30 protein-coding genes are annotated in these 25,837 nt (G+C 36.3%); 2 read left to right on the top strand and 28 right to left on the bottom strand.

Features of this window, described 5'->3' with window-relative positions; all coding sequences use genetic code 11:
• The 10 genes from FOT98_RS15630 to panB all read right to left on the bottom strand — a co-directional run bounded on the left by FOT98_RS15630 (window position 1) and on the right by panB (window position 9,166).
• A complete protein-coding gene (locus tag FOT98_RS15630; RefSeq protein ID WP_063263231.1) occupies window positions 1-519 on the bottom strand; it encodes a YpoC family protein in 519 nt (172 codons plus the stop codon).
• Window positions 520-522: 3 nt separating this feature from the next.
• Window positions 523-1,170, bottom strand: coding sequence for an endonuclease III (gene nth, locus FOT98_RS15625; RefSeq protein ID WP_000933021.1), 648 nt, complete (start codon window positions 1,168-1,170; stop codon window positions 523-525).
• Between the two features lie 15 nt (window positions 1,171-1,185).
• Window positions 1,186-1,893, bottom strand: a complete 708-nt coding sequence (dnaD, locus tag FOT98_RS15620) for a DNA replication protein DnaD (protein WP_061679509.1) — start codon at window positions 1,891-1,893, stop codon at window positions 1,186-1,188.
• Window positions 1,894-2,014: 121 nt separating this feature from the next.
• The gene (gene aspB / locus FOT98_RS15615; protein ID WP_000761547.1) at window positions 2,015-3,202 is read right to left on the bottom strand and encodes an aspartate transaminase AspB; all 1,188 of its coding nucleotides are present in this window, start codon (window positions 3,200-3,202) and stop codon (window positions 2,015-2,017) included.
• A gap of 18 nt (window positions 3,203-3,220) precedes the next feature.
• Entirely contained in the window at window positions 3,221-3,724 is a 504-nt protein-coding gene (locus FOT98_RS15610; protein ID WP_061679510.1) for a cell wall elongation regulator TseB-like domain-containing protein, read from the bottom strand.
• Between the two features lie 7 nt (window positions 3,725-3,731).
• Window positions 3,732-3,902, bottom strand: coding sequence for a YpmA family protein (locus FOT98_RS15605; RefSeq protein WP_061679511.1), 171 nt, complete (start codon window positions 3,900-3,902; stop codon window positions 3,732-3,734).
• Between the two features lie 250 nt (window positions 3,903-4,152).
• Window positions 4,153-6,957 carry an ATP-dependent DNA helicase DinG gene (gene dinG / locus FOT98_RS15600; protein ID WP_063263232.1) on the bottom strand — a complete coding sequence of 935 codons (2,805 nt, stop codon included), beginning with the start codon at window positions 6,955-6,957 and terminating at the stop codon, window positions 4,153-4,155.
• Between the two features lie 128 nt (window positions 6,958-7,085).
• Window positions 7,086-7,469 carry an aspartate 1-decarboxylase gene (panD, locus tag FOT98_RS15595; protein WP_061679513.1) on the bottom strand — a complete coding sequence of 128 codons (384 nt, stop codon included), beginning with the start codon at window positions 7,467-7,469 and terminating at the stop codon, window positions 7,086-7,088.
• A gap of 12 nt (window positions 7,470-7,481) precedes the next feature.
• Window positions 7,482-8,330 (bottom strand): pantoate--beta-alanine ligase, encoded by an 849-nt coding sequence (panC, locus tag FOT98_RS15590; RefSeq protein ID WP_063263233.1) that lies wholly within the window; start codon window positions 8,328-8,330, stop codon window positions 7,482-7,484.
• On the bottom strand, window positions 8,330-9,166 hold the full coding sequence (gene panB / locus FOT98_RS15585) for a 3-methyl-2-oxobutanoate hydroxymethyltransferase (RefSeq protein WP_000853116.1): 837 nt from the start codon (window positions 9,164-9,166) through the stop codon (window positions 8,330-8,332). Before panB ends, panC begins: the two co-directional genes overlap by 1 nt.
• 408 nt (window positions 9,167-9,574) lie before the next feature.
• Here panB and FOT98_RS15580 point away from each other — a divergent pair, with 408 nt between their 5' ends.
• A complete protein-coding gene (locus FOT98_RS15580; RefSeq protein ID WP_063263234.1) occupies window positions 9,575-9,964 on the top strand; it encodes a cupredoxin domain-containing protein in 390 nt (129 codons plus the stop codon).
• Between the two features lie 179 nt (window positions 9,965-10,143).
• Here the strand turns inward: FOT98_RS15580 and FOT98_RS15575 are convergent, their stop codons facing one another.
• From FOT98_RS15575 to FOT98_RS15545, 7 genes are read right to left on the bottom strand one after another with little or no spacing between them, the layout of a single operon-like run.
• Entirely contained in the window at window positions 10,144-11,124 is a 981-nt protein-coding gene (locus FOT98_RS15575) for a biotin--[acetyl-CoA-carboxylase] ligase (protein ID WP_001192030.1), read from the bottom strand.
• Window positions 11,109-12,302 carry a CCA tRNA nucleotidyltransferase gene (locus tag FOT98_RS15570; protein WP_063262240.1) on the bottom strand — a complete coding sequence of 398 codons (1,194 nt, stop codon included), beginning with the start codon at window positions 12,300-12,302 and terminating at the stop codon, window positions 11,109-11,111. Before FOT98_RS15570 ends, FOT98_RS15575 begins: the two co-directional genes overlap by 16 nt.
• Complete coding sequence (bshA, locus tag FOT98_RS15565) at window positions 12,289-13,434, bottom strand: N-acetyl-alpha-D-glucosaminyl L-malate synthase BshA (protein WP_061677790.1); 1,146 nt, start codon at window positions 13,432-13,434, stop codon at window positions 12,289-12,291. Before bshA ends, FOT98_RS15570 begins: the two co-directional genes overlap by 14 nt.
• Entirely contained in the window at window positions 13,431-14,135 is a 705-nt protein-coding gene (bshB1, locus tag FOT98_RS15560) for a bacillithiol biosynthesis deacetylase BshB1 (RefSeq protein ID WP_061677791.1), read from the bottom strand. Before bshB1 ends, bshA begins: the two co-directional genes overlap by 4 nt.
• 11 nt (window positions 14,136-14,146) lie before the next feature.
• Complete coding sequence (locus FOT98_RS15555) at window positions 14,147-14,542, bottom strand: methylglyoxal synthase (protein WP_000684763.1); 396 nt, start codon at window positions 14,540-14,542, stop codon at window positions 14,147-14,149.
• A 14-nt stretch (window positions 14,543-14,556) separates the two neighbouring features.
• Entirely contained in the window at window positions 14,557-15,357 is an 801-nt protein-coding gene (gene dapB, locus FOT98_RS15550) for a dihydrodipicolinate reductase (RefSeq protein WP_061677792.1), read from the bottom strand.
• Complete coding sequence (locus FOT98_RS15545) at window positions 15,357-15,698, bottom strand: nucleotide pyrophosphohydrolase (RefSeq protein WP_002108639.1); 342 nt, start codon at window positions 15,696-15,698, stop codon at window positions 15,357-15,359. Before FOT98_RS15545 ends, dapB begins: the two co-directional genes overlap by 1 nt.
• Window positions 15,699-16,050: 352 nt before the next feature.
• On the opposite strand from FOT98_RS15545, the gene FOT98_RS15540 reads away from it, so the two are divergent.
• Window positions 16,051-16,932 (top strand): YitT family protein, encoded by an 882-nt coding sequence (locus FOT98_RS15540; protein ID WP_061677793.1) that lies wholly within the window; start codon window positions 16,051-16,053, stop codon window positions 16,930-16,932.
• A gap of 28 nt (window positions 16,933-16,960) precedes the next feature.
• Here the strand turns inward: FOT98_RS15540 and FOT98_RS15535 are convergent, their stop codons facing one another.
• The 11 genes from FOT98_RS15535 to FOT98_RS15485 all read right to left on the bottom strand — a co-directional run bounded on the left by FOT98_RS15535 (window position 16,961) and on the right by FOT98_RS15485 (window position 25,431).
• Complete coding sequence (locus FOT98_RS15535; protein WP_063262239.1) at window positions 16,961-17,602, bottom strand: uracil-DNA glycosylase; 642 nt, start codon at window positions 17,600-17,602, stop codon at window positions 16,961-16,963.
• A 99-nt stretch (window positions 17,603-17,701) separates the two neighbouring features.
• Entirely contained in the window at window positions 17,702-18,385 is a 684-nt protein-coding gene (locus FOT98_RS15530; protein ID WP_073517780.1) for a zinc metallopeptidase, read from the bottom strand.
• A gap of 101 nt (window positions 18,386-18,486) precedes the next feature.
• Window positions 18,487-19,275 carry a sporulation protein YpjB gene (gene ypjB / locus FOT98_RS15525; protein WP_061677795.1) on the bottom strand — a complete coding sequence of 263 codons (789 nt, stop codon included), beginning with the start codon at window positions 19,273-19,275 and terminating at the stop codon, window positions 18,487-18,489.
• 107 nt (window positions 19,276-19,382) lie between these two features.
• A complete protein-coding gene (lit, locus tag FOT98_RS15520; RefSeq protein ID WP_063262238.1) occupies window positions 19,383-20,069 on the bottom strand; it encodes a lipoprotein intramolecular transacylase Lit in 687 nt (228 codons plus the stop codon).
• A gap of 25 nt (window positions 20,070-20,094) precedes the next feature.
• A complete protein-coding gene (gene lhaT, locus FOT98_RS15515; protein ID WP_116758367.1) occupies window positions 20,095-20,685 on the bottom strand; it encodes a lipoprotein heptaprenylglyceryl N-acetyltransferase LhaT in 591 nt (196 codons plus the stop codon).
• A 121-nt stretch (window positions 20,686-20,806) separates the two neighbouring features.
• A complete protein-coding gene (gene qcrC / locus FOT98_RS15510) occupies window positions 20,807-21,574 on the bottom strand; it encodes a menaquinol-cytochrome c reductase cytochrome b/c subunit (RefSeq protein ID WP_000554603.1) in 768 nt (255 codons plus the stop codon).
• A gap of 43 nt (window positions 21,575-21,617) precedes the next feature.
• Window positions 21,618-22,292 (bottom strand): menaquinol-cytochrome c reductase cytochrome b subunit, encoded by a 675-nt coding sequence (qcrB, locus tag FOT98_RS15505; RefSeq protein WP_000932700.1) that lies wholly within the window; start codon window positions 22,290-22,292, stop codon window positions 21,618-21,620.
• Window positions 22,293-22,805 (bottom strand): menaquinol-cytochrome c reductase iron-sulfur subunit, encoded by a 513-nt coding sequence (qcrA, locus tag FOT98_RS15500; RefSeq protein WP_001290420.1) that lies wholly within the window; start codon window positions 22,803-22,805, stop codon window positions 22,293-22,295.
• Window positions 22,806-22,948: 143 nt separating this feature from the next.
• Entirely contained in the window at window positions 22,949-23,404 is a 456-nt protein-coding gene (locus FOT98_RS15495; RefSeq protein WP_061677797.1) for a YpiF family protein, read from the bottom strand.
• Between the two features lie 154 nt (window positions 23,405-23,558).
• Complete coding sequence (locus FOT98_RS15490; RefSeq protein ID WP_001095929.1) at window positions 23,559-24,095, bottom strand: ReoY family proteolytic degradation factor; 537 nt, start codon at window positions 24,093-24,095, stop codon at window positions 23,559-23,561.
• A gap of 73 nt (window positions 24,096-24,168) precedes the next feature.
• Window positions 24,169-25,431, bottom strand: coding sequence for a tetratricopeptide repeat protein (locus tag FOT98_RS15485; protein WP_063262237.1), 1,263 nt, complete (start codon window positions 25,429-25,431; stop codon window positions 24,169-24,171).
• Window positions 25,432-25,837: the final 406 nt, after the last annotated feature.

Genomic DNA, 25,837 nt, shown 5'->3' with positions numbered 1-25,837 from the left:
TTAACGAGAAAAGGACTTCTTTTTTGTTATCATTTTCTTTACGTATAGCTTTTCTATTTCAATATACAACTGCGCTAACTGAATATAGGAATGATAATTATTCGGTTTCTTTATAATGAACGAATATCGCTCCATAAAATTAACTGGTTGTACTTCTAAATTATTCGTATAAGCTTCCAGTTCATTCAAACTATGAACAGGTTGCTCATTTAGCCAATATACAATCGATAACAAATGTGCCGCAAAAAGAATCATTGGACCTTCAGCTTCCTGCTTATTTCTGTTTCGAAATAGTGTAGCGATGTCTTCATGCTTACTTTTCCATACGTTCAACAGTACAGGAACACTATTTTCAATTTCACTCCACGGCTCATCTTGTCTTTCCATATCATATATAAAGTAAGTATTTTGTATGATTTCTTCAAAAGATTGTTCTGTATGATACGTAATCGAATCCATACTTTCTTTAAAAAATGGTAAGCACCGAAATTCTTTCGGTATTTCTATCACTCGCTCCATCCTTTATTTCCCCTTCATTCGCTTCTTTCCTTCACGACATACTTCTAGTAAAGGGCACTCTTCACATTGTGGTCGCTGTGCTTTACAGTGATAACGTCCAAAGAAAATCATACGGTGATGTGTAACGCTCCATTCATCCATCGGAATTTTCTTCATTAATGTCTTTTCTACTTCTAACACCGAATCTTTCCATCTACAAATCGCTAACCGTTTACTCACTCTCTCTACATGCGTATCAACAGCAATTGCCGGAATGCCATATGCTACCGAAACAACTACATTTGCTGTTTTTCTCCCTACTCCTGGTAACTTCGTCAACTCGTCACGATCTTCTGGAACTTTTCCATCATAATCATCCAGCAACATTCGGCACAATTTTTGAATGTTTTTTGCTTTATTTCTATACAACCCAATAGAACGTATATCTTGTTGTAACTCTTCTAGGGAAACACTTAAATAATCTTCTGGTGTTTTATATTTTTGAAATAAATTTTTCGTCACTTTATTTACAAGTGCATCTGTACATTGTGCAGATAATGCCACCGCAATTACTAATTCAAACGGATTATCATGAATTAATTCACAATGTGCTTCTGGATACATATCCGCCATTGTATCTAAACAATAGCGAATTTGCGTTTTATTTAACATATACTTCCTCCTACGTTACTGCTCCAACCAATTATAAAAAGGTACTTTCCCAGTAAATTTCGTCTCTTGTTTTGTCGCTTGCTGCGTTCGTTGTTGATTTGCTCTAAATTTTCGTCCTTGGTTTTGGGCTTGATCTACTGTTTTAATACCATTCTTTTTCCACTCAAATAAAATACGATCAATATATCGGAAATTAAGCTTACCACTCATTACAGCTTCCCTGAGGGCCGCTTGAATTAAATTCGGATGATGTTGATCTTGATCCTCCCACATACCTAACGTTTCACATTCAAACGGAGAAAGTGGTCTTCCAAATTCTTTTTCAAATACTGTATATAAATTTACTTGCAGTTGTTTTATTTCTTTTTGTTCTTCCTCTACTGATTCATTCATTAAGAAATGCAATATTTTTTCCCATAGCGGTTGTAAAGAATAGCTTTCACACATCATTGCTTCTGATTTTTGTCCACCTTCTAGTGATAAAAAACCTTTTTGAATCAATGCCTGAATGACTTCCATACATTTCATTTCAGTAATCGTCATCCGTTCTGAAATCTCTGACGGAGTCGGAAACGAATTGCCCGATTCTAAAAATGTGTGTACATGAAGTACAACCATAAATTCCATTTCATTTAACCCTAATTTTTTATAATGCATCATAAGTAATTTTGGAATTGCAATGCTTCCCTGCTCAAACCACTGTAACATCATTTTCTTTTTCATCACCAAACACCTCGCTCTCTAGTATAACACACCTTTCGCTATTTCTTTTTGCCACAATTCGTCAAAAAAACCTCCCTATTATGTAGGAAGGTTTTTTGTATTGCGTTACTAAAATATACAATTAAGCTTGCACTTTACTTTTCATAAACGTATGAATGCGTTCTAATGCTTTCTCTACTTGTTCAAGAGATGTCGCATATGATAAACGAACGTTATTTGGAGCACCAAATCCTGTACCTGGTACAAGAGCCACTTTTTCCTCTTCTAATAGAGCTTTTGCCCAATCATCAACATTTTCATATCCTGATAAAGCCACAGCTTCTTTTACATTAGGGAATAAGTAAAATGCACCTTGTGGTTTAATGCAAGTAAAGCCAGGGATTTGAATTAATTTATCATAAATAATGTTTAATCTCTCTTCAAATGCTTGACGCATTGTTTCTACAGGTTGTTGTGAGCCTGCATATGCCGCGATTGCGCCGTATTGAGCGATTGAAGTAGGGTTTGACGTACTATGACTCGCTAAGTTCGTCATCGCTTTAATAAGCTGCTTATTTCCTGCTGCATATCCAATACGCCATCCTGTCATAGAATGAGATTTAGATACACCATTAATAATAAGTGTTTGTTCTTTTAATGCATTAGAAAGCTGGGCAACCGAAGTATATTCTGCTCCACCATAAATTAATTTTTCATAAATCTCATCTGAAACGATTAAAATATCATGTTCTAAACATACTTCTCCAAGCTGTTGTAATTCTTCTTTGCTATAAATCATTCCTGTTGGATTGCTCGGTGAATTAATAATAACTGCTTTCGTTTTCTCTGTAATTGCCTCACGCAGCTGCTTCGCTGTAATTTTGTATTCATTATCTTCCAGACCTTCTACATAAACTGGCTTACCACCAGCAAGCTTTACTTGTTCAGGATAACTTACCCAGTAAGGCGTTGGGATGATAACTTCATCTCCTTCATCAAGTAATACTTGGAATAATGTATATAATGCATGCTTTGCACCGTTACATACAATAATTTCAGATGGATCATACGCAATTCCTTGATCACGTGTAAACTTTTTCACAATTTCTTGTTTTAACGCTTGTAATCCACCTGTTGGTGTATACTTCGTATGTCCTTCTAACATCGCTTTATGTGCAGCATCCATAATATGTTCTGGCGTATTAAAGTCAGGTTCTCCTGCCCCTAATCCAATTACATCATGACCTTCTGCTTTTAATGCTTGTGCCTTTGCTGTAATTTCTAAAGTTGCAGATGGTGTTAAAGCAGCTACTCGCTTTGCTAATTTCATTTGTAGTTCCCCCTACATCTATTTTTCAATGCTGTAGTGACCAGCATAATCCCCATTTTGAAACTCTAAATAATAATACGTATAACGATCTTCCTGATCAATATATGTAATTTCCCACAACGGAATATCGTTTTGAGCACCTAATTTTACTTTTATAATTTCTTTTGGCTTTGGCTTCGGCTCATCGCCTTTTCCTGTAGCTTGTTCAGCCAACTTTTGCAAAGCTTCTTTTTCAGGAATACCTTCACTCTTTTTCTTCACAAGGACATTCCCTTTTTTATTCGGCACCCAAACAATAATTTGTTCTCCTTTTTCGTCTACACCTTGTACGACCGTATATGAAGAATTTCCGTTATAATAATCAACAGATTTTACTTTTGTAAGCTTTGCCTTTTCTTTTGCAATTTCTACAGATTTTTCCTCTTTAGAGATTTTCTTTTCCATTGCTTTATTATAAACATACGCCCCATATATTCCGCTAGCAACGATTACGATAACGATTGCAAAGATCCACTTTTTCATTGTATCACTACGTTCTGTAAATCGTAAATACAGCTGTTTCTTTGTCTTTTTCGTCTAATGCTAATCCGAACATGAGGTCCTGCTCTTTTAACGTACGATTCAAACTATCAACGACTTTATACAAGTCAGACGAATATTTAAGACGCGTCGTTGATAGGACTTCGATTTTCTTATCCATGAAAAAACTCCTCCGTTACACAAAAATTTCTAATTATAGAAGAACGCAATGCGGTTACAATAAGAGTACATTCTTTACAACCCCTGCTTCATCACCCATCTATTATAGCAGGACATGTACTGCAAAAAAAGGTTTCAAGTCGAAAACCAATACATTTTGTATACAAGAAGTAAGAAAAATAAAATTCCTCCTACCCACATTTTTTACGCCTGAAGTTTAAATGTACTTCAGGCGTATTTTTCTTCCAATTTTATTCAGTTGGCCGTTCTTTTAATTGTTCTAACAATTCTTCTAAAGGGCCTTCATAAAGCGGGACAGTTGGGATTGATTGTAAAAAACGTTTCCCATAATAAGCGCTTGTCAAACGACGATCTAATACAAATACCGTTCCGGTATCTGTACTTGTTCTAATCAGACGACCAAATCCTTGTTTGAAACGCAAGATTGCTTGCGGGAGTGCTAACTTAGCGAATACGTCTTCTCCTTGATTTTTTAACCACTCTCCTTTTGCTTCCATCATCGGTTGATGAGGAGGCGTAAAGGGAAGCCGGACAATAACAAGACAACTAAGGGCATCTCCAGGTATATCTATCCCTTCCCAAAAACTACTTGTTCCTAACAAAATCGATTTGTCGAACTCTTGAAATTTACGAATGAGACGACTTCGGCTCTTATTATTCACACTTTGCGTTAATAATAAATAACCTTCTAATTCCTCATCATTTTTCAAATTCGTATACGCTTCTTTCAACATTTCATACGAAGTGAATAAAACGAGCATTCTACCTTTTGTAGCTTTCGCTATTTTTGCAATATGGGCCGACACAGATTCAATATACTCTTCATTACTTGCTTGCTTAATAAACGGCACATCTGTTGAAACCATTAATTTCATCTGTTCTTCAAAACGGAATGGTGACGGAACCTGTAATGTATTTGGAGCGAAATCATGTAAACCTAGCTCCTCTTTTATATAGTCAAATGAATCATTTACCGTTAACGTTGCTGATGTAAAAATAACACTCTTTTTCTGTGTTAAAAATTCATCCGCAAACCTTTCACCAATATGAACAGGCTGTGCATATAAAACTGTTGAATGAATTGTTCCTTTCGTTTCAGTCTCCATCCATGTCACGTATGAATTTTTTTCTAAAATGAGTAATTGTAAAGATTGTTCCATCTTTCTCAACAACTCAATTAAATGCATAAATTCACCTGTAACAACATGCATCTCCCATTCTAATTTACTTTGTAATATGTCAACTTGCTTCTCAAGTGTAGTCAACAATTTCCTTACATCGTATACAAAACGATTTGTTAACTCGGTAATGCTATCCCATAACTTACCTTTCTCTACTTCCGTGTTATATCGATAAATGAGTGGCATATTGCTTATCCCTTGTTCCTGCTTTGTTTGCTTAAAGATGAAAGCACGTAACATTTGGAATAGCTCATCTGCATCAAATTTCAATTCCTTTAAAGTATGACTCACCATACGGAAAGTTGAACGAGAGGCTTGCTCTGATTTTTTCATCATTTTATATACTTTAGAAAGTACATCATCTGTTTCTAGCGTACCAAGACGAGATAAAACTAGCTGGAAATACATACAGGAGAACTGTTCACCTAATGTTCTACTCGCCGCTTCCTCGATATGATGAGCTTCATCAAAGATAATATGTTCACATGAAGCAAAAAGTGGTTCTTCACTTGAAAAATCTTGAAATAATAACGCATGATTTGTAATAACGATATCTGCAAATAAAGCTTTATTCTTTGCTCTTTGATAAAAACAACGGCTATACCAGTTGCTTTGCATCCCGCCTGGACTATGCACATCACTACAAATACGGTTCCAAAGTAACTTTCCGCCCTCAGGAATATTTAACTCATCCCGATCACCAGTTTCTGTTTGCAATAACCACACTAAAATTTTTGCCTTTGTGAGCGCCATATCATAATTTTTCTCTTCCTCTTGCAAAGCATATTCAAATTTATGTAGACAAAGATAATGCTTTCTTCCTTTCAAAAGAGCTACTTCAAATGAAAATGGCATTATTTTCTGTAATAATGGAATTTCTTTTTCTAATATTTGTTGTTGCAATTGTACTGTATGGGTACTAATGATGACAGGTTCTTCTTTTTTCGTTGCAAAATAAATACTTGGAAGTAAATATGCAAGAGTCTTTCCTGTTCCTGTTCCTGCCTCAATTAGTGAAAATCTAGAATCTCTTAGTGCTGTATATATTTCCTTCATCATAATCTGTTGGCTTTCTCTTTTTTCAAACTTTGGCATATTCAATTCAAGTTTATCGATTGTCTTATGTAAGAAAGCATCAAATTTAGATGAACATGTTTCACTGAGATTTAAAGAATAATTGCGCTTTCGAAGCGCAATATTTCGATACACTTCATACCCCTCTGCTGCTTTTTTACCATGCATCATTTTCTTTAAAATATTTTCAGAAAGTACATCCGCTATATCACTTTGAAAAACATCACTCAATTCGTAGAGCGATTGCAAGGTGACAAGTGGTAACTTTTCAATCTCATTTAAAAATTGTAAAAACAATTCCGCTGTTGCAAGAGCATCACTATCCGCACGATGCGGTTGATCGTGCTCTAGTTCATGTTGTTTAGCTAAATCACGTAATTTATAACTATCAGCCGTCGGCAAAAGAATTTGCGCCAACTCAACTGTATCAACTTTAGGACAATGTACTTCTGTATATCCAGCCTGCCTTAATTCTTCCGTTAAAAAATTCCAATCAAAGTGAACGTTATGTGCAACGAAAGCTGCACCTTGTAATAGCTCAACAACCATCGGGGCTACATCTTGAAATAACGGGGCTTGCTTAACCATACTCTCATCAATCCCTGTTAGTTCTGTAATAAATGGCGGAATCTCTCTCTTCGGATTAATAAAAGATGAGAAAATCTCTAATATCTCTCCATCTTCCACTACAACAGCTGCAATTTGGGTAATTTTATCCTTCCCATCCTTCCAGGAGTTCCCTGTCGTCTCTAAATCCACAACGACATAACGCTTACTCATATATGTAACACCTCAATTTCTTACCTATCAAACACAAAATTATATAATGTTACTATACCACGTTTTATCTCATCTTAATGAAAAGATGCACAAAAAAGCTATCTCCGTAATAGAGATAGCCTTCTTACTTATAATATCGTACCCGCTTTTTCAGCACCTAACATTTCAATAATTTGATTCTCATCGTCTAATACTGCAATTTTCGGCGCTTGTTTATGAATATTTTCTTCTGCCACTAAACCGTAGCAAATGATAATAACTTTATCCCCTGGCTGTACAAGCCTTGCAGCTGCACCATTTAAACAAACAACACCGCTACCACGTTCGCCCTTAATAACATATGTCTCTAATCGAGCACCATTATTGTTATTTACAATTTGTACTTTTTCATTTTCTACAATATTTACTGCATCCATTAAATCTTCATCAATTGTAATACTACCTACATAGTTTAAATTTGCCTCTGTTACTGTTGCGCGATGTAACTTCGCTCTCATCATTGTGCGAAACATAGTTGCTCCCCCTTATTTAACCGTTACTGTTATATTGTCAATTAATCGTACATTCTCAAATTTAACTGCAATTGCTAAAATGATTCGTCCTTCAATTTTATCCATTACTTGTAGTGAAGGATAAGCATATAAATCAGCATAATCTACAGTGCCTTTCGTATACGTCTCAATATACTCTTTCACAAGAGTTGTAATGATTTCTGCATTCCGTTCGCCTGCTTCAATTTTTTCTTTCGCTATACATAGGCTGCGGTATAATTGAGGAGCCTCTTCACGCTCTTCTTGTGATAAATACACATTACGAGAACTTTTCGCTAATCCATCGTCTTCCCTTACAATATCCACTGGTACGATCGTAACCGGAATATTAAAATCAGCGACAAATCCTTCAATGACAGCAACTTGCTGTGCATCTTTCATACCGAAATAAGCACGCGTTGGCAATGTAATATTAAACAGTTTCATTAGCACAGTCGCAACTCCAGCAAAATGACCAGGTCTTTGTTTGCCACATAATACATCGGTACGCTTCACAACTGCTACTGTTGTCGTTTGTTCTGCTGGATACATTTCTTCTACGCTCGGATAAAATAAATAATCTACACCGTTTTCTTTTGCTACATTTTCATCTCTATCAATATCACGAGGGTATCGATCTAAATCTTCATTCGGTCCAAACTGTAGCGGATTGACAAACACGCTTAAAACTACAATTTCATTTTCTGCTCTTGCCTTACGTAATAAAGTCGCATGACCTTCATGTAAGTAACCCATCGTTGGAACAAAACCAATACTTTTTCCACTTGTACGAAGTTCGTTTGTAATTTGCTGCATCTCTTGCACTGTAGTTACAATTTTCATTATTGTTTTCCTCCGTATAACGCTAAGCATTCTTCCTCTTTCATTGTGAATGAATGTTTTTCTTCTGGAAATTGCCCTGTCTTTACTTCCGTAACGTATTGTGAAATCCCTCGCACAATCTCCTCTTGAACAGACGTATATTGCTTCACAAATTTCGGAACACGATTTACTCCGTATGAGATAAGATCATGATAAACAAGTACTTGCCCATCTACTTTTTTCCCTGCTCCAATTCCAATCGTTGGAATTGTTAGTTGCTTCGAAATTAATTCTGCTAACTGCATTGGCACACATTCTAGCACAAGCGCTATCGCACCAGCTTCCTCACATCTCTTCGCATCTTCTATTAATTTTTTTGCACTTTCAGCATCTTTTCCTTGTACTTTATACCCACCTAGTACTCCTACAGATTGAGGAGTTAAGCCTAAGTGCGCCACGACAGGAATTCCCGCGTTCGTCAAGTAATGAATCGTTGATACTACTTCCCCTGCACCTTCTACCTTCAGTGCATGAGCACCACTCTCTTGAACGATACGGCGTGCATTCACCATCGTATCTTGAGGCGACACATGATACGACATAAATGGCATATCAGTTACAATAAACGTCTCTTTCGCTCCTCGGCGTACAGCTTTCGTATGATGAATCATATCCTCTACTGTTACAGGTACTGTTGAATCGTATCCGAGCACCACCATCCCAAGGGAATCTCCAACTAGAATCATATCAACTTCAGCTTCTTCTGCTAATTTAGCAGATGGATAATCATACGCCGTTAGCATCGTAATCGGCTCACCTTGCTCTTTCATCTTCAAAAAATCTGTTTTTGTTTTCAAAAACTACTCCTCCTTTATGCAGGAGAGAGGAGATGGCCGAAATCATATAAAAAACCCCTCTGGCCATAAAAGGGCAGAAGGGTTGTGTGTTAGTCGGCATTATTCATCCCTCTGTCCCAGTCCATTATTGGATCAAGGCAGAATCCAAGTTATTATTTTTTCGGATTGCTTCGAATGATGGTGCAGTTCGCTCTGATACTGCCCACATTCGAACTAATTATAGCAAAATCCAAAAAGGAATTACTACATTTTTTCGAAAAAATAATTTTTTATTCTCATTACAGTATGTGAAATTTTTTATAAATAACTCAATCATAGAAAAGCAAACCTTTGTTTAAGCCCCGTATAACTCTTAAACTAATGATGCAGGTTAATGGAAGAACATACTTAACAAAAGGAGAATTACGAATGTCTATGAACAAATGGTTATTTCAATTCACCGTTCTGCTTGTGATAATTGTAGGGATGATAACTCTTAGCTCCTTCCATGCATTTGCCTCAGTTAACGTCGTAACACAACCTATCGATTCAACGAAAGTAATTGAAGTTGAATTAAACGATGATTACTTTCAGCCAAACGTCATCACAATTCCAATTGAAGAGTCAACAACATTGCTCTTAAAAAACAAAGGTAAGAATGAACACACCTTTACAGTGAAAAAACTTGGCATTGACGTCGTAGTTGAACCCGGAAAAAATAAAAACATTACCGTGAAACCTACAAGTACTGGTACATATGAATTAATATGCCGGTACCATCTTCTAAAAGGAATGGAAGGCAAAGTAATAGTCAAATAAAGTGAAACTTTAATCAGTGGGGGTTTTCTTCATCCCCCACTAATTATCAGCCCTCACCAATCGGACTTTTATGGGCAGCCCGACCCCCACCTAACTTCTTTGCTTTCGCTGAATTTTGAGGTGGGGGGCTTACTGCCCATTAAAGCGGGATAAAAAGAAGTTCCAAAAAGGAACTTCTTTTACTTAATTTCGATATCCGCAGAATGAATGTGATGTACTTTCCCTTCATGATCCTCCAGAAGCAATACACCATCCTCTGTAATTCCTTTTGCTACCCCTATAATTGTCTCTCTCATCGTTCGAGCGGTAATTTCTTTCCCGATGCTAACAGCGTAACTTTCCCAAAGAATTTTAATAACAGAGAAACCATTTTGTAAATACTCTTCATATAATTTTTCTAGTTGTAAAAAGATTTGCTGCATAAGCTCTGCACGAACAATTGGCTTACCGGACTCAATCGCTAAAGAAGTAGCAATATGCTGAATTTCCTCATCAAAATGTTCTTGCTTTTGATTTGCATTAATACCAATACCCATAATGACAGCATTAATTTTATCAGGATCCGCCTGCATTTCTGTTAATATACCTACAGCCTTTTTACCTTGAATTAAAATATCATTTGGCCATTTTATTCCTACGTTTACACCCGTGCACTTTTCAATTGCTTGTGCAACGCTAACAGCCGCTAACAAAGTAAGTTGTGGTGCATGATGAACCGGGATTGATGGACGTAAAATAATACTCATCCAAATTCCTGTTCCTTTTGGTGAATACCATTTCCTACTTAAACGACCTCTGCCCGATGTTTGTTCTTCTGCCACAACAATGGTTCCTTCTTCTGCACCTTCATAAGCAAGTTTTGCTGCAATGTGCTGTGTAGATTCAACAGATTCTTCAAAATATACCGTTCTACCAATATGTTTCGTTTGTAACCCTAACTGAATTTCATTAGCAGTTACTTTGTCTGGCTTACCCGCAATGCGATAACCTAATCGACGCACAGCCTCAAGTTCATATCCCTCATTCCGAAGGTCCTCCATATGTTTCCACACAGCGGTTCTTGAACAACCAAGTTTATCACTAATCGTTTGGCCAGATACAAACGCGCCATCCGCTTCCGAAAAAACTTGCAATAACTGCTTTCTTATAGTAGATTGCATTCTTGCAGCCACTCCCTTATACACTCTTTCTCATTAACTACGTTTCCTTGTACGATTGCTTCCTCAATTTTTTGAATCATTTCAGCAACCCATGGACCAGGCTTTTTATTTGCCCAGTTTAATAAATCATTCCCAGTCACATTCATTTCTTGGCGACTCTTGATTGGCAATGCTTCAAACAACGTTTGTACTCGTTTAACAGATGTATGATCATAGCTTTCAATCATCGCTTCATATACTCTTTCGGCCATTTCAGCGATATGAAGTCCCGTTTTATAAAGAAGGACTGTATCCCAATCCTTCTCCTTTCTCGTACGAATTGTTAATAAAACTGCGACGATATCTTTTATTTTTTTATTCGAAAACTTCCATTGACGTAAAAAGACAGATGGATGCTCTTCTCCGATACAATATAAGAAGAATGCCCATGCCTCAATGTCCGTTTCAAAAGAATCCCAGTTATACTGCGTAGCTTTTAATAATCTCTCTTCTGACATTTGTAAATATGGCAGATGAGAAAATAGCTTCGTTTCTACTAATTCTTGCAAACCCTTCACGCAATATGTACCAGTTAACAGTTTCTCAAATTCCACTGTAATTCGCTCAATTGCAATATGTTCCAGTAAATGTCCATATGTTTCAATTGCTTGTTTCGTTTTCATTTCTAAAGAAAAACCTAACGTACTTACGAAACGAATACCACGCATCATTCGCAGGGCATCTTCTTGAAAACGATCCGCAGCATTGCCGACTGTCACAATTTCTCTCTTTTGAATCGCTTCCTGTCCAGCAAATAAATCAACCATTTCGCCTTCTTCTGTCATCGCAATTGCATTCATTGTGAAATCACGACGTTTTAGATCCTCTTCTAATGAACGAACAAATTGAACACTACTAGGTCTTCGAAAATCTTCATATTCGCTCTCTGTTCGAAAAGTGGTTACCTCATAAGGTTCACCATTTTCTACCACAATTACAGTTCCATGCTCAAGACCAACAGGAACATGTCTTGGAAATATAGCCATCACTTCTTCTGGTAAAGCAGATGTCGCAATATCAATATCTCCAATCGGCCTATCGATCATAAGATCTCGTACGCTTCCACCGACAAAGTAGGCCTCATGTCCTTGTTGCTTTAAAGTCTCAATAATAGAACTAGCTTTTTTAAATCTTTTCATTTTTGTCATCCCTTAGTACATCATAGTAAATCGTTTCATATTGTGAGACGATTTTTTCAGAGCGGAACTGCTCGTAAACACTTGCTCTTGCTCGCTCTCCCATATTACGGTGAAGTTCTTCATCCTTTAATAGCTGAATGGCTTGAGTTGCCACTCCTGCTGGATTGCCAACTTCACATAAATATCCTGTTTCACCATGTTGAATGACTTCTGGAATACCTCCAACCCTTGTTCCGATACAAGGTACACCACACGCCATCGCTTCTAATAAAACAAGACCAAAACTTTCCTTCTCTGATAGAAGCAGCATTAAATCACTCATCGCAAGTAGCTCTGCAACATTATCTTGCTTCCCTAAGAATAAGACGCGATCTTCAATATGTAGATTTTTCACTAATTGTAAAATCGTGCAAAATTCTGGTCCATCTCCTACGAGAAGCAACTTCGCATCTACTTCTGTAACAATTTTAGCAAATGCCTGAACAACATCTTGCACACGTTTCACTTTACGGAAATTTGAAATGTGAATGAGTATCTTTTCACTCTCACTTATACCGTATTCTTTCTTTAATTGAGACATATCACGCTTGAAATATACACGTTCGTCTATAAAGTTATACACCGTTTGAATATCTTTATTTGGTTTTACTAGCTCATGTGTTTCGCTAATTAATGAATGCGAGACAGCCGTCACAACATCAGATTGCTCAATACCAAAACGAATTAAATTATTTAGCGAAGGGTCGGAACCTAACACAGTAATATCTGTTCCATGCAAGGTTGTAACAATTTTAATACGCTCTCCAATCATTTGTTTTGCTAAATAAGCACAAATTGCATGTGGTATTGCGTAATGCACATGTAAAATGTCTAAGTTTTCTCGTTGTGCAACTTCTGCCATTTTACTAGCTAACGCTAAATCGTATGGTGGATATTGAAATACAGAGTATTGATTTACCGTCACTTCATGAAAATAAATGTTTGGATACACTTTGTTTAACCGGAATGGTAAACCCGATGTAATAAAATGAATTTCATGCCCGCGTTCCGCTAATTGCTTTCCTAATTCTGTTCCAACAACTCCAGAACCACCTACAGAAGGATAACATGTAATACCTATTTTTAATTTCATTTACATCCCCCTATTAAATCAGCATGTAATAAAACCGGTTTCTTACTCATAAATCCCTCGGCATATAAAACTCCAACTTCTTTTCCAAACATTTTCTCACGAGCAACCACAGTTTCAACATAACCTTCTGTTAACGGCGTTTTCACACCATCGCTCCCTGTTGAAAACTGACTTTCATATGCTTCTAATGCCTCCACTTTTATAGAAAGGTACTCACTTATATCTATACAAAAATTCGGTTTATGAAAACCATTAATCATATAATGATAAAAAGACTCTACACGATGTGGTGGAACCTCTGGCATATATTTACGAATTCCCGCTGAAAAAATAGCTTCTTCCACAATTTTTGCACAATTCGCATGATCTGGATGACGATCTTCATAATACGGTGCAAAAACTAGTTTTGGTTTATATGTACGAATCACCTTTACAATTTCACGTATATACTCTTCTTTCATATACAAACCACGGTCTGGCATCGCTAAATTCAGTCTCGTTTTTACTCCCATTATACGAGCTGCCGCCTTTGCTTCTTCTTTTCTCAACTCTATCGTTCCATTAGAAGAAAGATCAGCTTCTGTTAAATCACAAATACCTACTTCATACCCTTGTTTCGTATATTTAGCAATGGTACCAGCCATGCCGATTTCAACATCATCGGCATGAGCACCAAACGCTAATATATGTAATCCACTCATAATTGTTCCCCTCATTTTCTTAACTTGCGGTAATCTAAATCTCCTCGCTCTAATGCGTGCATTAACATTTCAGCACTTGCCATATTCGTTGCAAGTGGAATCGCATATACATCACATAGACGAAGCAATGCATTTACATCTGGTTCATGCGGCTGAGCAGTTAGTGGATCCCGGAAAAAAATCACCATATCCATATCATTTTTTGCAATCATTGCACCAATTTCTTGATCGCCACCAAGAGGACCCGATTGAAATCTTGTTACAACTAAACCGGTCGCTTCCATAATACGAAGCCCTGTCGTTCCTGTTGCAAATAATTCATGTTGTTCAAAAATTGGTTTATATGCGTATGCAAACGAAACCATGTCATTTTTCTTTTTGTCATGTGCGATTAAGGCAATTTTCATCCGTTGTCTCCCCTTTAGTCGATAATATTTTCTAAACCGTACACAAGATGATCTAGATTCATTACTGTATCAATTGATAGTTTTACACCCGACATAAATGATTCACGATTGAATGAATCATGACGAACCGTTAACATTTGTCCATTTCCACCAAACATTACTTCTTGATGTGCAATAAGTCCTGGTAAACGTACACTATGAATGTGAATGCCGTCTACATTTGCACCACGAGCTCCTTCTAGTTGCTCTACTTCATTTGGATGACCTTGCTGCTTTGATTCACGGTTTTGACGAATTAATTCTACTGTTTTTACCGCTGTACCAGATGGTGCATCTAACTTTTGATCATGATGCAATTCAATTACTTCAACATCTTGGAAATACTTCGCTGCCATTTGTGAGAATTTCATCATAAGAACTGCACCAATTGCAAAGTTTGGAGCGATAATTGTTCCTACTTCTTTTTCTTTCGCATTCTCTGTTAATTGCTTTAGTTCTTCTTCTGTAAATCCAGTTGTACCAATAACAGAACGAAGTCCACGCTCAACTGCAAGTGTAACGTGTTGTTTCCCAACTTCTGGCGTTGTTAAATCTAATAACACATCAGCTTCTACTTCCTCTAAACAAGTATGTAAATCTGCGTAAATAGGTGCATCTAGCGCTGGCATGCCTGGTAAATCAGAGATTTTCTCTCCGCCATGCTTATAATCCACTGCTGCTACTAAATTAAAATGTTCCGTTCTTTCCATAAGAAGGACTGCTTCATGTCCCATACGTCCCCTTGGTCCAGCGATAATTACTTTAATTTCTTTCATTATTCTTTCTCTCCCTCATCAATACGTGTCCAGCGATCTTTATCGCGAGTATTAAATTTATTCATTACAATGTTATGTGCTGTTTCTAAATCAATATTTAAACTATTTGCCATACAAATCATAACAAATAATACATCTCCAAGCTCTTCTTCAATACTACGTTCTTTTTCAGTTGTTTTCTTCGGTTTCTCACCATAATAATGATTAACCTCTCTTGCAAGCTCCCCCATTTCTTCCGTTAAACGAGCCATCATTGCAAGTGGACTGAAATAACCTTCTTTAAACTGACCAATATATGCATCTACTTCTTTCTGCATATCCTTCATCGTTTTCGCTTCCATACAATTCACCTCTAATCCTTCCTCTTTCATGTTAGCCAATTCATCGCGATTTGACAAATATTATTCCCTGTTAAACACCTATTTGCGACCCTTTTTTGGATAGACTATAATGAAGTGAAACTTTCTTTTGCGGTTTTTGCAAAAGATTAGCCCGAACCATCGGGTTCCTACGGCTGGTTCACCCTGCTTCAGAGCTTTATCTCCTACCAGCCGTTGGAACGGGGGAAAGGGAAACTTCTTTTGCATTTTTTTATAGCCTGCACTATTTTTACTAACAACTAGAAATTACTTATCATTATGTTTTACCGTATCAGCGGAGCAATGCAATCTACATAATTAGGGGGATTTCTATATGACATCGAATTTGAAGATTCGAAATATCATTTTTATTTTAATCGGTTCCGCTATTTTTTCTTTCGGTATTGTGAATATCAATATTGAAAATCACCTAGCAGAAGGTGGATTTACCGGCATTACACTATTATTGTATTTTCTATTTAAGTTTGATCCTTCTTACTCAAACTTAATTTTAAATATCCCTATATTTTTCATCGGTTGGAAGTTACTCGGAAGAACAACATTTATCTATACACTAATCGGCACCTTTAGCGTATCTTTATTTCTATGGATTTTTCAACGTTACGACGTTCTCAACTTACATTTAAACTTACAAAATGATATGACACTCGCGGCTTTATTCGCCGGGGCATTTATCGGTATCGGTCTTGGAATAATATTTAAATACGGCGGGACTACCGGCGGTGTAGATATTATCGCGAGACTCGCTCATAAATACGTTGGCTGGAGTATGGGGAAAACGATGTTTATGTTTGATGCTATCGTCATTATCGTCTCGATTCTTACCTATTTATCATACCGCGAAGGCATGTATACGTTAGTTGCTGTTTTTATCGGGGCGAAAGTCATTGATTTTATGCAAGAAGGAGCCTATGCGGCAAAAGGAGCAACTATTATCTCAGATAAAAATGATGAAATTGCTGCCAAAATTTTATCTGATATGGAACGCGGAGCTACTTTTTTAAAAGCTGTTGGATCGTATACAAAGGTGGAACGGAACGTATTATATTGCGTTGTTGCTAAAAATGAAATCGTGAAATTAAAAAATATTATTACTTCTGTTGATCCTCATGCCTTTGTTGCTGTAAGTGATGTACATGATGTAGTTGGTGAAGGTTTTACATTAGATGAAAATAAAAATCCGTTACATACATAAATGCAACTAGAAAAGCTAGAAAGCTTTTCTAGTTTTTTATTACATATTTTTTAAGTTTCTCTAGATCCTCATAAATAAGCTCCAATAAACTCCGATTATAAAAAATGGAAGCAGGATGAAAAGTCGGGAAAATACGATATTCTTTCTCTGACCATGTAAACTCTGCACTTTGCATATCCTTTAATTTTTGAATAGGCTGTTTTAATAATTGCCCGTGCACATCTGTGATTTTTGTATTTTTTCCTGTTAAACGTTGAAGGCCGATATTTCCAAGCGTAACGATAAGCTTCGGGTTTATGTTCTCTAATTCATAATCTAACAAAGGTGCATGTGCAAGTATTTCTCCTTGATTTGGCGTTCTATTATACTTTTTCTGTATGATTTCACCATTTCGTTCTTTTTTCTCTCGCCACTTATAAGGCCTACTCCGAACTGCGCTCGTAATATATACGTCTTCCCTTGTAACGTGAATCCGTTCTAAAAACTCCATTAACTGTTTTCCCGCTCTCCCGCTAAATGGAATCCCATTATGAATTTCTGTTTCACCAGGCGCTTCTCCTAGCAACATAAATTTTGGATTTTCAGGACCTTGTCCACTTAAAAAGCCTTCTAACTGATAAAGAGCACTACGTTCTTTCACTTGTTTTACTAAATGGCTTGGATATTTCATTTCCCCCACCGCCTTTCTGCATTACTTCTATTATTTCTATTTACAATCCATTATATAATTCAATCCACAAAACAAAAAAAGACTATCAAATGATAGTCTTTAGTCGTCGCTACGCTGCATACCAGTATACATTAATACGAGACGTAATAATTCAAATACCGCTACAGCTGCAGCTGCTACATATGTTAATGCTGCCGCATTTAATACTTTACGAGCTTGGCCATATTCATCTGTTGATACGATACCTAACGCTTCAATTTGTTGCATTGCACGCTTTGATGCATCAAACTCAACTGGTAATGTAACGAGTTGGAACACAACACCTGCTGCCATTAAAATAATTCCTAATAACAATAGTTTTGACATTGTCGCAAATATACCAATCATAATAAATACCCATGATATATTCGATCCAAAATTCGCCACAGGCACTAACGAATGACGAATACGCATAAAGTTATAATCTTTTGCATCTTGAATTGCGTGTCCTACTTCGTGTGCTGCAACTGCTGTACCAGCAACTGAATGACCGTAATAGTTATCTGTTGATAATCGAACTGTTTTGGCAGTTGGATCATAATGGTCTGATAAATGACCTGGTGTTTCTTCTACAGCTACGTTGTATAATCCATTTTCATCTAAAATTTTTCGAGCCACTTCCGCTCCTGTCATACCTGATGTTGAATAAACTTGTGAATACTTGCTATAAGCACTACGTACTCTTGACTGTGCATACAACGGTATGATCATTATGATCGCGAAGTAAATTAAATAAAACATCATGAACCTCCATTGAAGTTTTAATTATAGTACTTCTCATTCTATTTTCTTCTGCCATCATTGTCAATGAATAAACCTTACAATCCGTATCTTTATTTATTGTATTATCTATTTTTAGAGTGTACATTACTTTTTCTTTTTTCTCTCTCTCCTTTATACTTTCTCCACCCAACATAAGTTAATGTGAATAAAATAAGACCTCCAGTAATTGTCATAAACCAAATGAGCGAGGGTGCAATTTCATCTTTTTTTACTGTGTGAAATATTTTTTGCAAATCCCCTTTAATGATTCCTAATTGCATTTGCCCACCTTTCGTTTTTAACATAACGTTACGAAATTCATCCAAATAAGATAAATGGGCATTTACACGCTGCACTTCGTTTTCTGGCAAAGCAATCATTAAGCTTGGATAAATAATATTAAACTCATGTAAAAATGTGTTTAACGTTTGTTGAAACTGTCCCGTGTCTTCTTTTTTCATCGCTTTTTCCATTTGTGAAAAGGCACCCATTACTTTTGTTTCTCTTTCCATCCAAAGCGGTTGATATTTCGACACTTGCGCATCAACAGCGAGCTGCAGGGCTAACACATTATCAATTTTAACTTGTTTACTTAAATCTGTTTCCGCGAGAGATTGTTTCGCCCTGTCGTAAGCTAAAGAAATAACTCTAACTTGATCTGGTGTTACTTCTTGCTTCTTTTCATTTCCCTTTATGACAAACTGCTCCGAGAAACGTTGTAATACTTGTACTGCTTTTTCATCTTCATTACGCTTCACTAATTGTAATGAGTCGTCTAACAACCCTGTTAGTTCACTCCACTCTTCAGCATATATACGTAACGGAAACATTATAATTAGAAATGCTATCAATCCAATTAATGTTCTCTTCATCACGGTCCCCCCTATAACTACTAGTACAAAATATGTTAATTTGGACAAGAATAGAACAGAACTGAACCGAAAAATATATTATCGTTTTACAAACAAAAAAATTCTCTTTAAGCAGAGAATTTTTCCTTTGAAACCCTTTTCTTTTTTACGAAATATCTATACAAGCTATAACAAAGTATGCTACCACATAAAATAAATAATAAAATAGCACACGCTGCATGCATAAAGAATTCTTCTGGTAGCATTAATATAATCGGATCCGTTTCAATATCAAACATCCAATAATCATTACTGAATAAAAGCTTATGGAATAACACAAAACTTTTTTCAAAATTAATAGCAATCGGTAACATCAGCGCAATCGGAAAGATAATTGTTAAAATCGATCCGTGCAGTAAAAACTTTTCACTTTTCTTTTTTAGTAAATAAATCCCGCCTATTATAGCAATCATAGTTGTCGCATACATCACATATTGAATCTTTACTAAAATATTTTTAACATCTACAAAATGAATACGGCCATTTGTAGACATATCTAATGTTGGCAACTGCAATGCACCATCATAAAACGGCGATAAATAGGTGATAAGCACATCATAATTTCTTTTAATATCATCCTTCGTCATATCCGCTAAATCTGGAATGTTTAAAAAATCAATTTCAAAATAATACAGCCATTTTCCGTATACAACCGCCGTTGTCGCGAGTGCAAATATAGAAAATGCTATGCTGTATGAAACAGCTATCGTAACCAATCGATCCCATATTTTTGTACCACTCTTATTTTTCTTCATTTTCTCCCCCTACGTATTCTAACTATCATAAAGAAAACTGTTTTCGGTTCTCACGCAAGCAAGAATAATATGTAATACATAGTGTAGCGATGCTTAGCCAGAACGTAAAATAACCAATTTCTTCTACAAACAAATGCATAATTCCATATCTCGGCATTTGCCAAAATAAATAATCAATTGCATCATTATGTAATGTCCATATAGCTGCTACCGCAAAATGCCATTTTTTTATACGGTAAAACGGTGCATATAACAATCCTTGTACTGCCATCGCAAAATGCGAAAGCATTAACATATACCCCATAACACCAATAGGACCTTTTACATAGATCATAATTGCATTTACAACAACAGCCCATATACCATATTTTATTAAAGTAACAATTGCTAGTGCCTCTATTAATCCCCAATTTCTCTTTATTAAAAAAGCAAATAAAACAAAGACAAAAAAGAGACTTGCCATCGGGCTATCAGGTACAAACGGCCAAAATATAGGTGAAGTTTCTTTTAATTGATTTCCATACCATATAAATCCGTATATTGTACCTAATATGTTAACAACTAATAAAAATAATAATACAGAGCGTTGTCTTAACATTGCATACAAGTAAACCAAGCTGTATGTCCAACACCTTTCAAACAAAGTCATTCTTTCCTCAAACTCTACTCTATTATATAGTAAACTTTCTTTCATCAAAATAAAAAGCTGACTACAATTTTTTGTAGTCAGCTTTTTATTATTTTTTATTATACTTTGCAACGAATTCCGAAAGTTTCTTCAGTTCCTCATCTGTACCTTTAAATACACCTTTAGGCATTGAACCTTTTCCTTCTTTCGCAATTTTAGCAATTTCTTCTGGCTTTAAAGTTAAGTTTTGCAGTGCAGGCGCTGCTGCCCCGCCCTGTAAATTGTCACCATGACATGTTAAACAAGTATTTTTTTGCATTAATTTATAGCCGTCATCATTTTTATCAACTGGTGCTGTTTTTACAATTGCTCCTTGTTTTTTTGCAGCTTCCCAGTCGTGGTGCGCTACAGATTCCCAAGTTAAAAAGATAATCGATGCAATTGCTAAAAGCATAAATCCAGTTGCTACAGGACGCTTTAACGGGCGTCTTTCTGGTCCTCGATCAAGAAATGGAGCTAACAGTAATGCACCAAACGCAATCCCTGGCATAATAAACGCTCCAATTACAGTGAATGAACCAGAAGCATAAGAATACTTTAATAGCTGATACAAGAATAAGAAATACCAATCTGGAAGTGGTATATATCCGGCATCAGTTGGATCCGCCATTCTCTCAAGTGGTGACGGATGCGCCACTGTTAAACATAAATAACCGATTAAAAAAACTGCACCAACCATCCATTCTTTTAACAAGAAGTTCGGCCAAAATGCTTCTGTTTTTCCTGGGTATTCAGAATAGTCTTTTGGAATATTTGGTTTCCGAGCTACTGGTACCCGAGAATCTCCTACAAACTTCATCCCTTTGCCGCGATGCATAATCTCCCTCCTTTAGTTCTTTCCCCTTTTATTTAGCAATCTCTTATAGCGGACCGGAAATACCTTGTTTGCGAATCATGATGAAGTGGAAGGCCATTAAACCTAGAAGTGCTGCTGGTAAGAAGAAGACGTGAATAGCAAAGAAGCGAGTTAATGTTTGAGCGCCAACAATTTCGGAATGACCAGCGAGTAATGTTTTAATATAAGGACCAATGAGCGGCGTTTGCTCTGCAATTTGAATCCCTACTTTCGTAGCAAATAATGCTTTCATATCCCACGGTAATAAATATCCAGTAAATCCAAGACCTAGCATAACAAAGAAAATAAGAACACCAACAATCCAGTTTAGCTCACGAGGCTTTTTATACGCACCCTGGAAGAAAACTCTAAGTGTATGTAAAAACATCATTACAATGACGAGACTAGCACCCCAGTGGTGCATACCACGAACAATTTGCCCATATGCAACTTCATTTTGTAAATAATAAACCGATTCCCAAGCATTTTTAATATCAGGCACATAATACATCGTCAAAAACATTCCAGATAAAATTTGAATTACAGTAACGAAAAAGGTAAGTCCTCCAAAGCAATAAACGAATGCAGAAAAGTGATGTGCTGGGTTTACATGTTCAGGTACTTCATGATCAGCGATATCACGCCATATTGGTGTAATATCTAACCTTTCATCTACCCAATCATAAATTTTATTTAGCATCTACTTTGCACCCCCTCTTGGCTTCGCTTTTCCTAAATACAGCGTTCCATCTTTCACTTTAGACTCGTACACATCAAGTGGAGCAAGGGGCGGCGTGCCTTTAATGTTCATCCCGTCTTTTGTGTAACGGCCCCCGTGACATGGACAAAAGAATTGATTCGGATGTGCTTTGTCCGAATTCCAGTTCACTGTACATCCTAAATGTTTACATACCGGAGAGAACGCCACAATGTCTCCGCTTTCATCTTTATGAACCCAAGCTGATTTTGGCTCTTCGGACTTGTACCAACCATCAACCTGCTTCACCTTAAAGTCGAAACGTTTCGGCTCTGTTGTAATATCCTTTACTTGTGCAACAGCAACCATATCCGTTCCCGCTTCTTTTCTTAACACCGGATCAAGCGCAAATCGCGTCATCGGCATTAAAATACCCGCTGCCATAAAGCCTCCTACCCCTGTAAGGGTGTAATTTAAAAACTGTCTTCTTGACACACGATGTTCTTTCTCGCTCACGAAAATTTCCCCCCTCTATCAGAAATTGTCCCCTCGTGATAAATTATATAAAAAATAAAAACTAGGACACTATCATGATATAATACGCTCATGCACAGGTCAATATCATACTACTCATAATAATAAGAACTTTCTGTTTATTATTACTTTCCCCATTTTTCTTCTAGCATTACCATTATATTTTTTATATGCGCATGAATAACTTCTCTTTTCGCTTGATCACTAAATTGTTCTAACGCTAATGAAGGGAACCAAAATAAATCTCCCTGCAACTCTTGCATATCTTCTTTCCATGAAAAATCACTTGTAACATAAGCAATATGTTTAAAACCTTGCTCTTGTAAATGATTTGTCCATTCTTGCAAACGACCTTTTTCGTTTTTTTGACTTTCTACTAAATACGTAAATGCAGGTAGTAACAGCACTCTTCCTTTATATTCTCTTTCCAGCTCCATACTCAACAATTCGATAAATTCACCTTGTTCTACTACCATTTTCATTTCTTTCGCTGCCGAAATTGATAAAAGTGGTATAACACCTGTATCTACATACTCTCTTGCTTGCTCAAACTGTTCCACATCTTTTACAATCCATTTCAAATTTCTTCCCTCCTCTCACCTACAAATGACAGAACTTTCACTTTATATATATTAAACCATACTAAAAGAGGTAAAAAAAGAAAAACTACCTATATTAAGGTAGTTTTTCTTAAAAAGTCTGAAATTTTTAAAATTTTATGAATCCAAATGAATTCTATAGCATCTTTAACTCAGCTGTTAACCTATGAAACGCTTCCTGATCTTGCTTATCTAGCGCTTCATCAATTTGTTTCAAAAGACGTTCTCTTCTAAAAGAAAATACACTTTCTTCTAAAAATCTTTCTGCAAGTAAACGATCTTTTTCATTTACTTCAATATGCTTTGGTAAATACGGGTTTTCTTCTAATACAGCTACATAATTGGCATTTTGAAATGATGATTTAAAATTGAGTTGAATATAAATATCCTCATCTCGATTTAAACGAATATCATGAAACGATTTTTCAGCATCCGTTGTCATGACATTTTGTTTAAAAAAGTGAAACGGTGTATCTTTTACACAATTCGCGGACATCACTAAGCCACGCGGACAATATTTTGCATGCTCTACGAAGTGGACTTTATGCATCAATTGGTCGTGACTCATTAAATAATTCAAAATCCATACACATTCACGCTGTTTCAGTTGGTAATTATTCAAAAACCATTTTACAAAATCCTTCTTCTCGTTTACAGAAACAGGGGTATTCATAGCAATTAAGTCCCTCCTCTGTCTTTCTCTTTTCTTTTTAGATTCAAGAAGCGGCATTCAGTTTCCTTCCAACTTATGAAAAATCCTCTAAATTATATAACAATTCTTCAATATGAATTTGTGTCGGGTCTAGTTGTATTAACTGAGTAAATACTTCTTTCGCCTCTTTTCGCATACCTTCTTCCAATAAGAAATAACCGTACTCTTCCAAGAAGTCTGGATGATTCTTAAAAGAAGTATATGCACTTTCATAGTGTTTTAATGCATCCGAATACATTTCTAATTGTTTTTTTGCAAACGCAAGATCCCAAAGTAGTTGTGTATCTGGTTCTCCGCTATCAATCGCACGCTCTACAACTGCAATTAGCTCTTCATACTTTTCTTGTTCTTTTAAAATATAAGCATATTTTAATATTGCACCTAAATGTCCTGGATCTAACTCAAGCGCTTTTTGAAGCACTTCCTCTGCTTCCGCTATTTTTCCTAATTTCGCCGCAATGTTCGCTAATTCTACATAAAATGGTACAGAAAGCTCATCTACTTTAATTCCTTCTTGAAGTGTTTCATAGCTTTCTTGAAGCATTCCTTCTTTTTCATAGCTTTTCGCTAAATACATGTAAAGTGATGCATACTCCGGATCTAACTCTTTTAATTCTTGCCAAGCACCAATGGCTCTTTGGTATTCTTCACCTTGATACAATGTGAAGGCATATCCAAATAATGAGTGGATATCTTTTTGTTCCTCTAAACCTGCTTCATAGTAAGAGATCGCTTCTTCCCAATTTCCAATCGCACTTAACGTTTCTGCGAGGCGAAGTGCAATGACAACACCACCCATTATTTTATGTTCCGCTAATAGCGCCTCATAATAAGTGATTGCCTTTTGTTCTTCCCCTTTACTACTATATAACTCTGCTAATCCAAACGTAATAACAGGCTCGTCAGGCATCATTTCTTTCGCCTTTAATAGTTTTTGTTCTGCTACATCATCGAAACCTTGCATTTGGAATAAATCCGCAACAAGTAATAACGATTGAACATATAAATCATCATTTTCTGGAATATCATGAAGCACTTCAATTGCTTCATCTTCTTTGTCTAGATCAATATATAATTCTGCTAAAAATACAGTGAATTCACTTTCTTCCGGGTACAATAAACGCAAATCTTCTGTAATTGCTAACGCTTCATCCATAAATCCAAGTGTATGATAATAGCGAGCGACATCATACTTCTCTTCATCATTCGCAATTTTTAATTGTTCTTTTAATAATTGTAATCCTTTTTCCGCTTCACCATTTTCAATATATGAAACAGCTTGTTCAAAATTTTGCATAAACGTCTCCTTTAATTCTAACAAATATTATTTTCTGTTCATTTACCCCGATTTATGCGGGCTAATAATCAGTGGGGATGAGTATCCCCTCACTGATTAAAGTTTCACTTTATCATAAGCAACTAGGTGTAAGAACGCAACCTTTAGAATGAGCATACTTCTTCTTGTACTTTCACTGATAACGATTCGAATATGACACCGATACCGCATTACTACTTTCTATTGTACCGTTTTCTTTCATTACCGTGCAAATAACTTCCGATACGATAAACTTAACTAAATCTATACAATTCAATCAAATTTATACAAGTTAGTGCTTCATCGTGTTCTCGCAACCCCGAAGGGACGAGGGGTATAACACTCCACACGAGGCAGTATCGTTACCTCCTATTATCAAGCATTTATT

Origin of the sequence: Bacillus sp. HY001 (genome assembly GCF_007558965.1) — a bacterium.
GTDB classification, from domain to species: Bacteria; Bacillota; Bacilli; order Bacillales; family Bacillaceae_G; genus Bacillus_A; species Bacillus_A mobilis.
The sequence above is the reverse complement of the archived record's forward strand: the minus strand, read 5'-3'. Positions and strand labels throughout refer to the sequence as shown.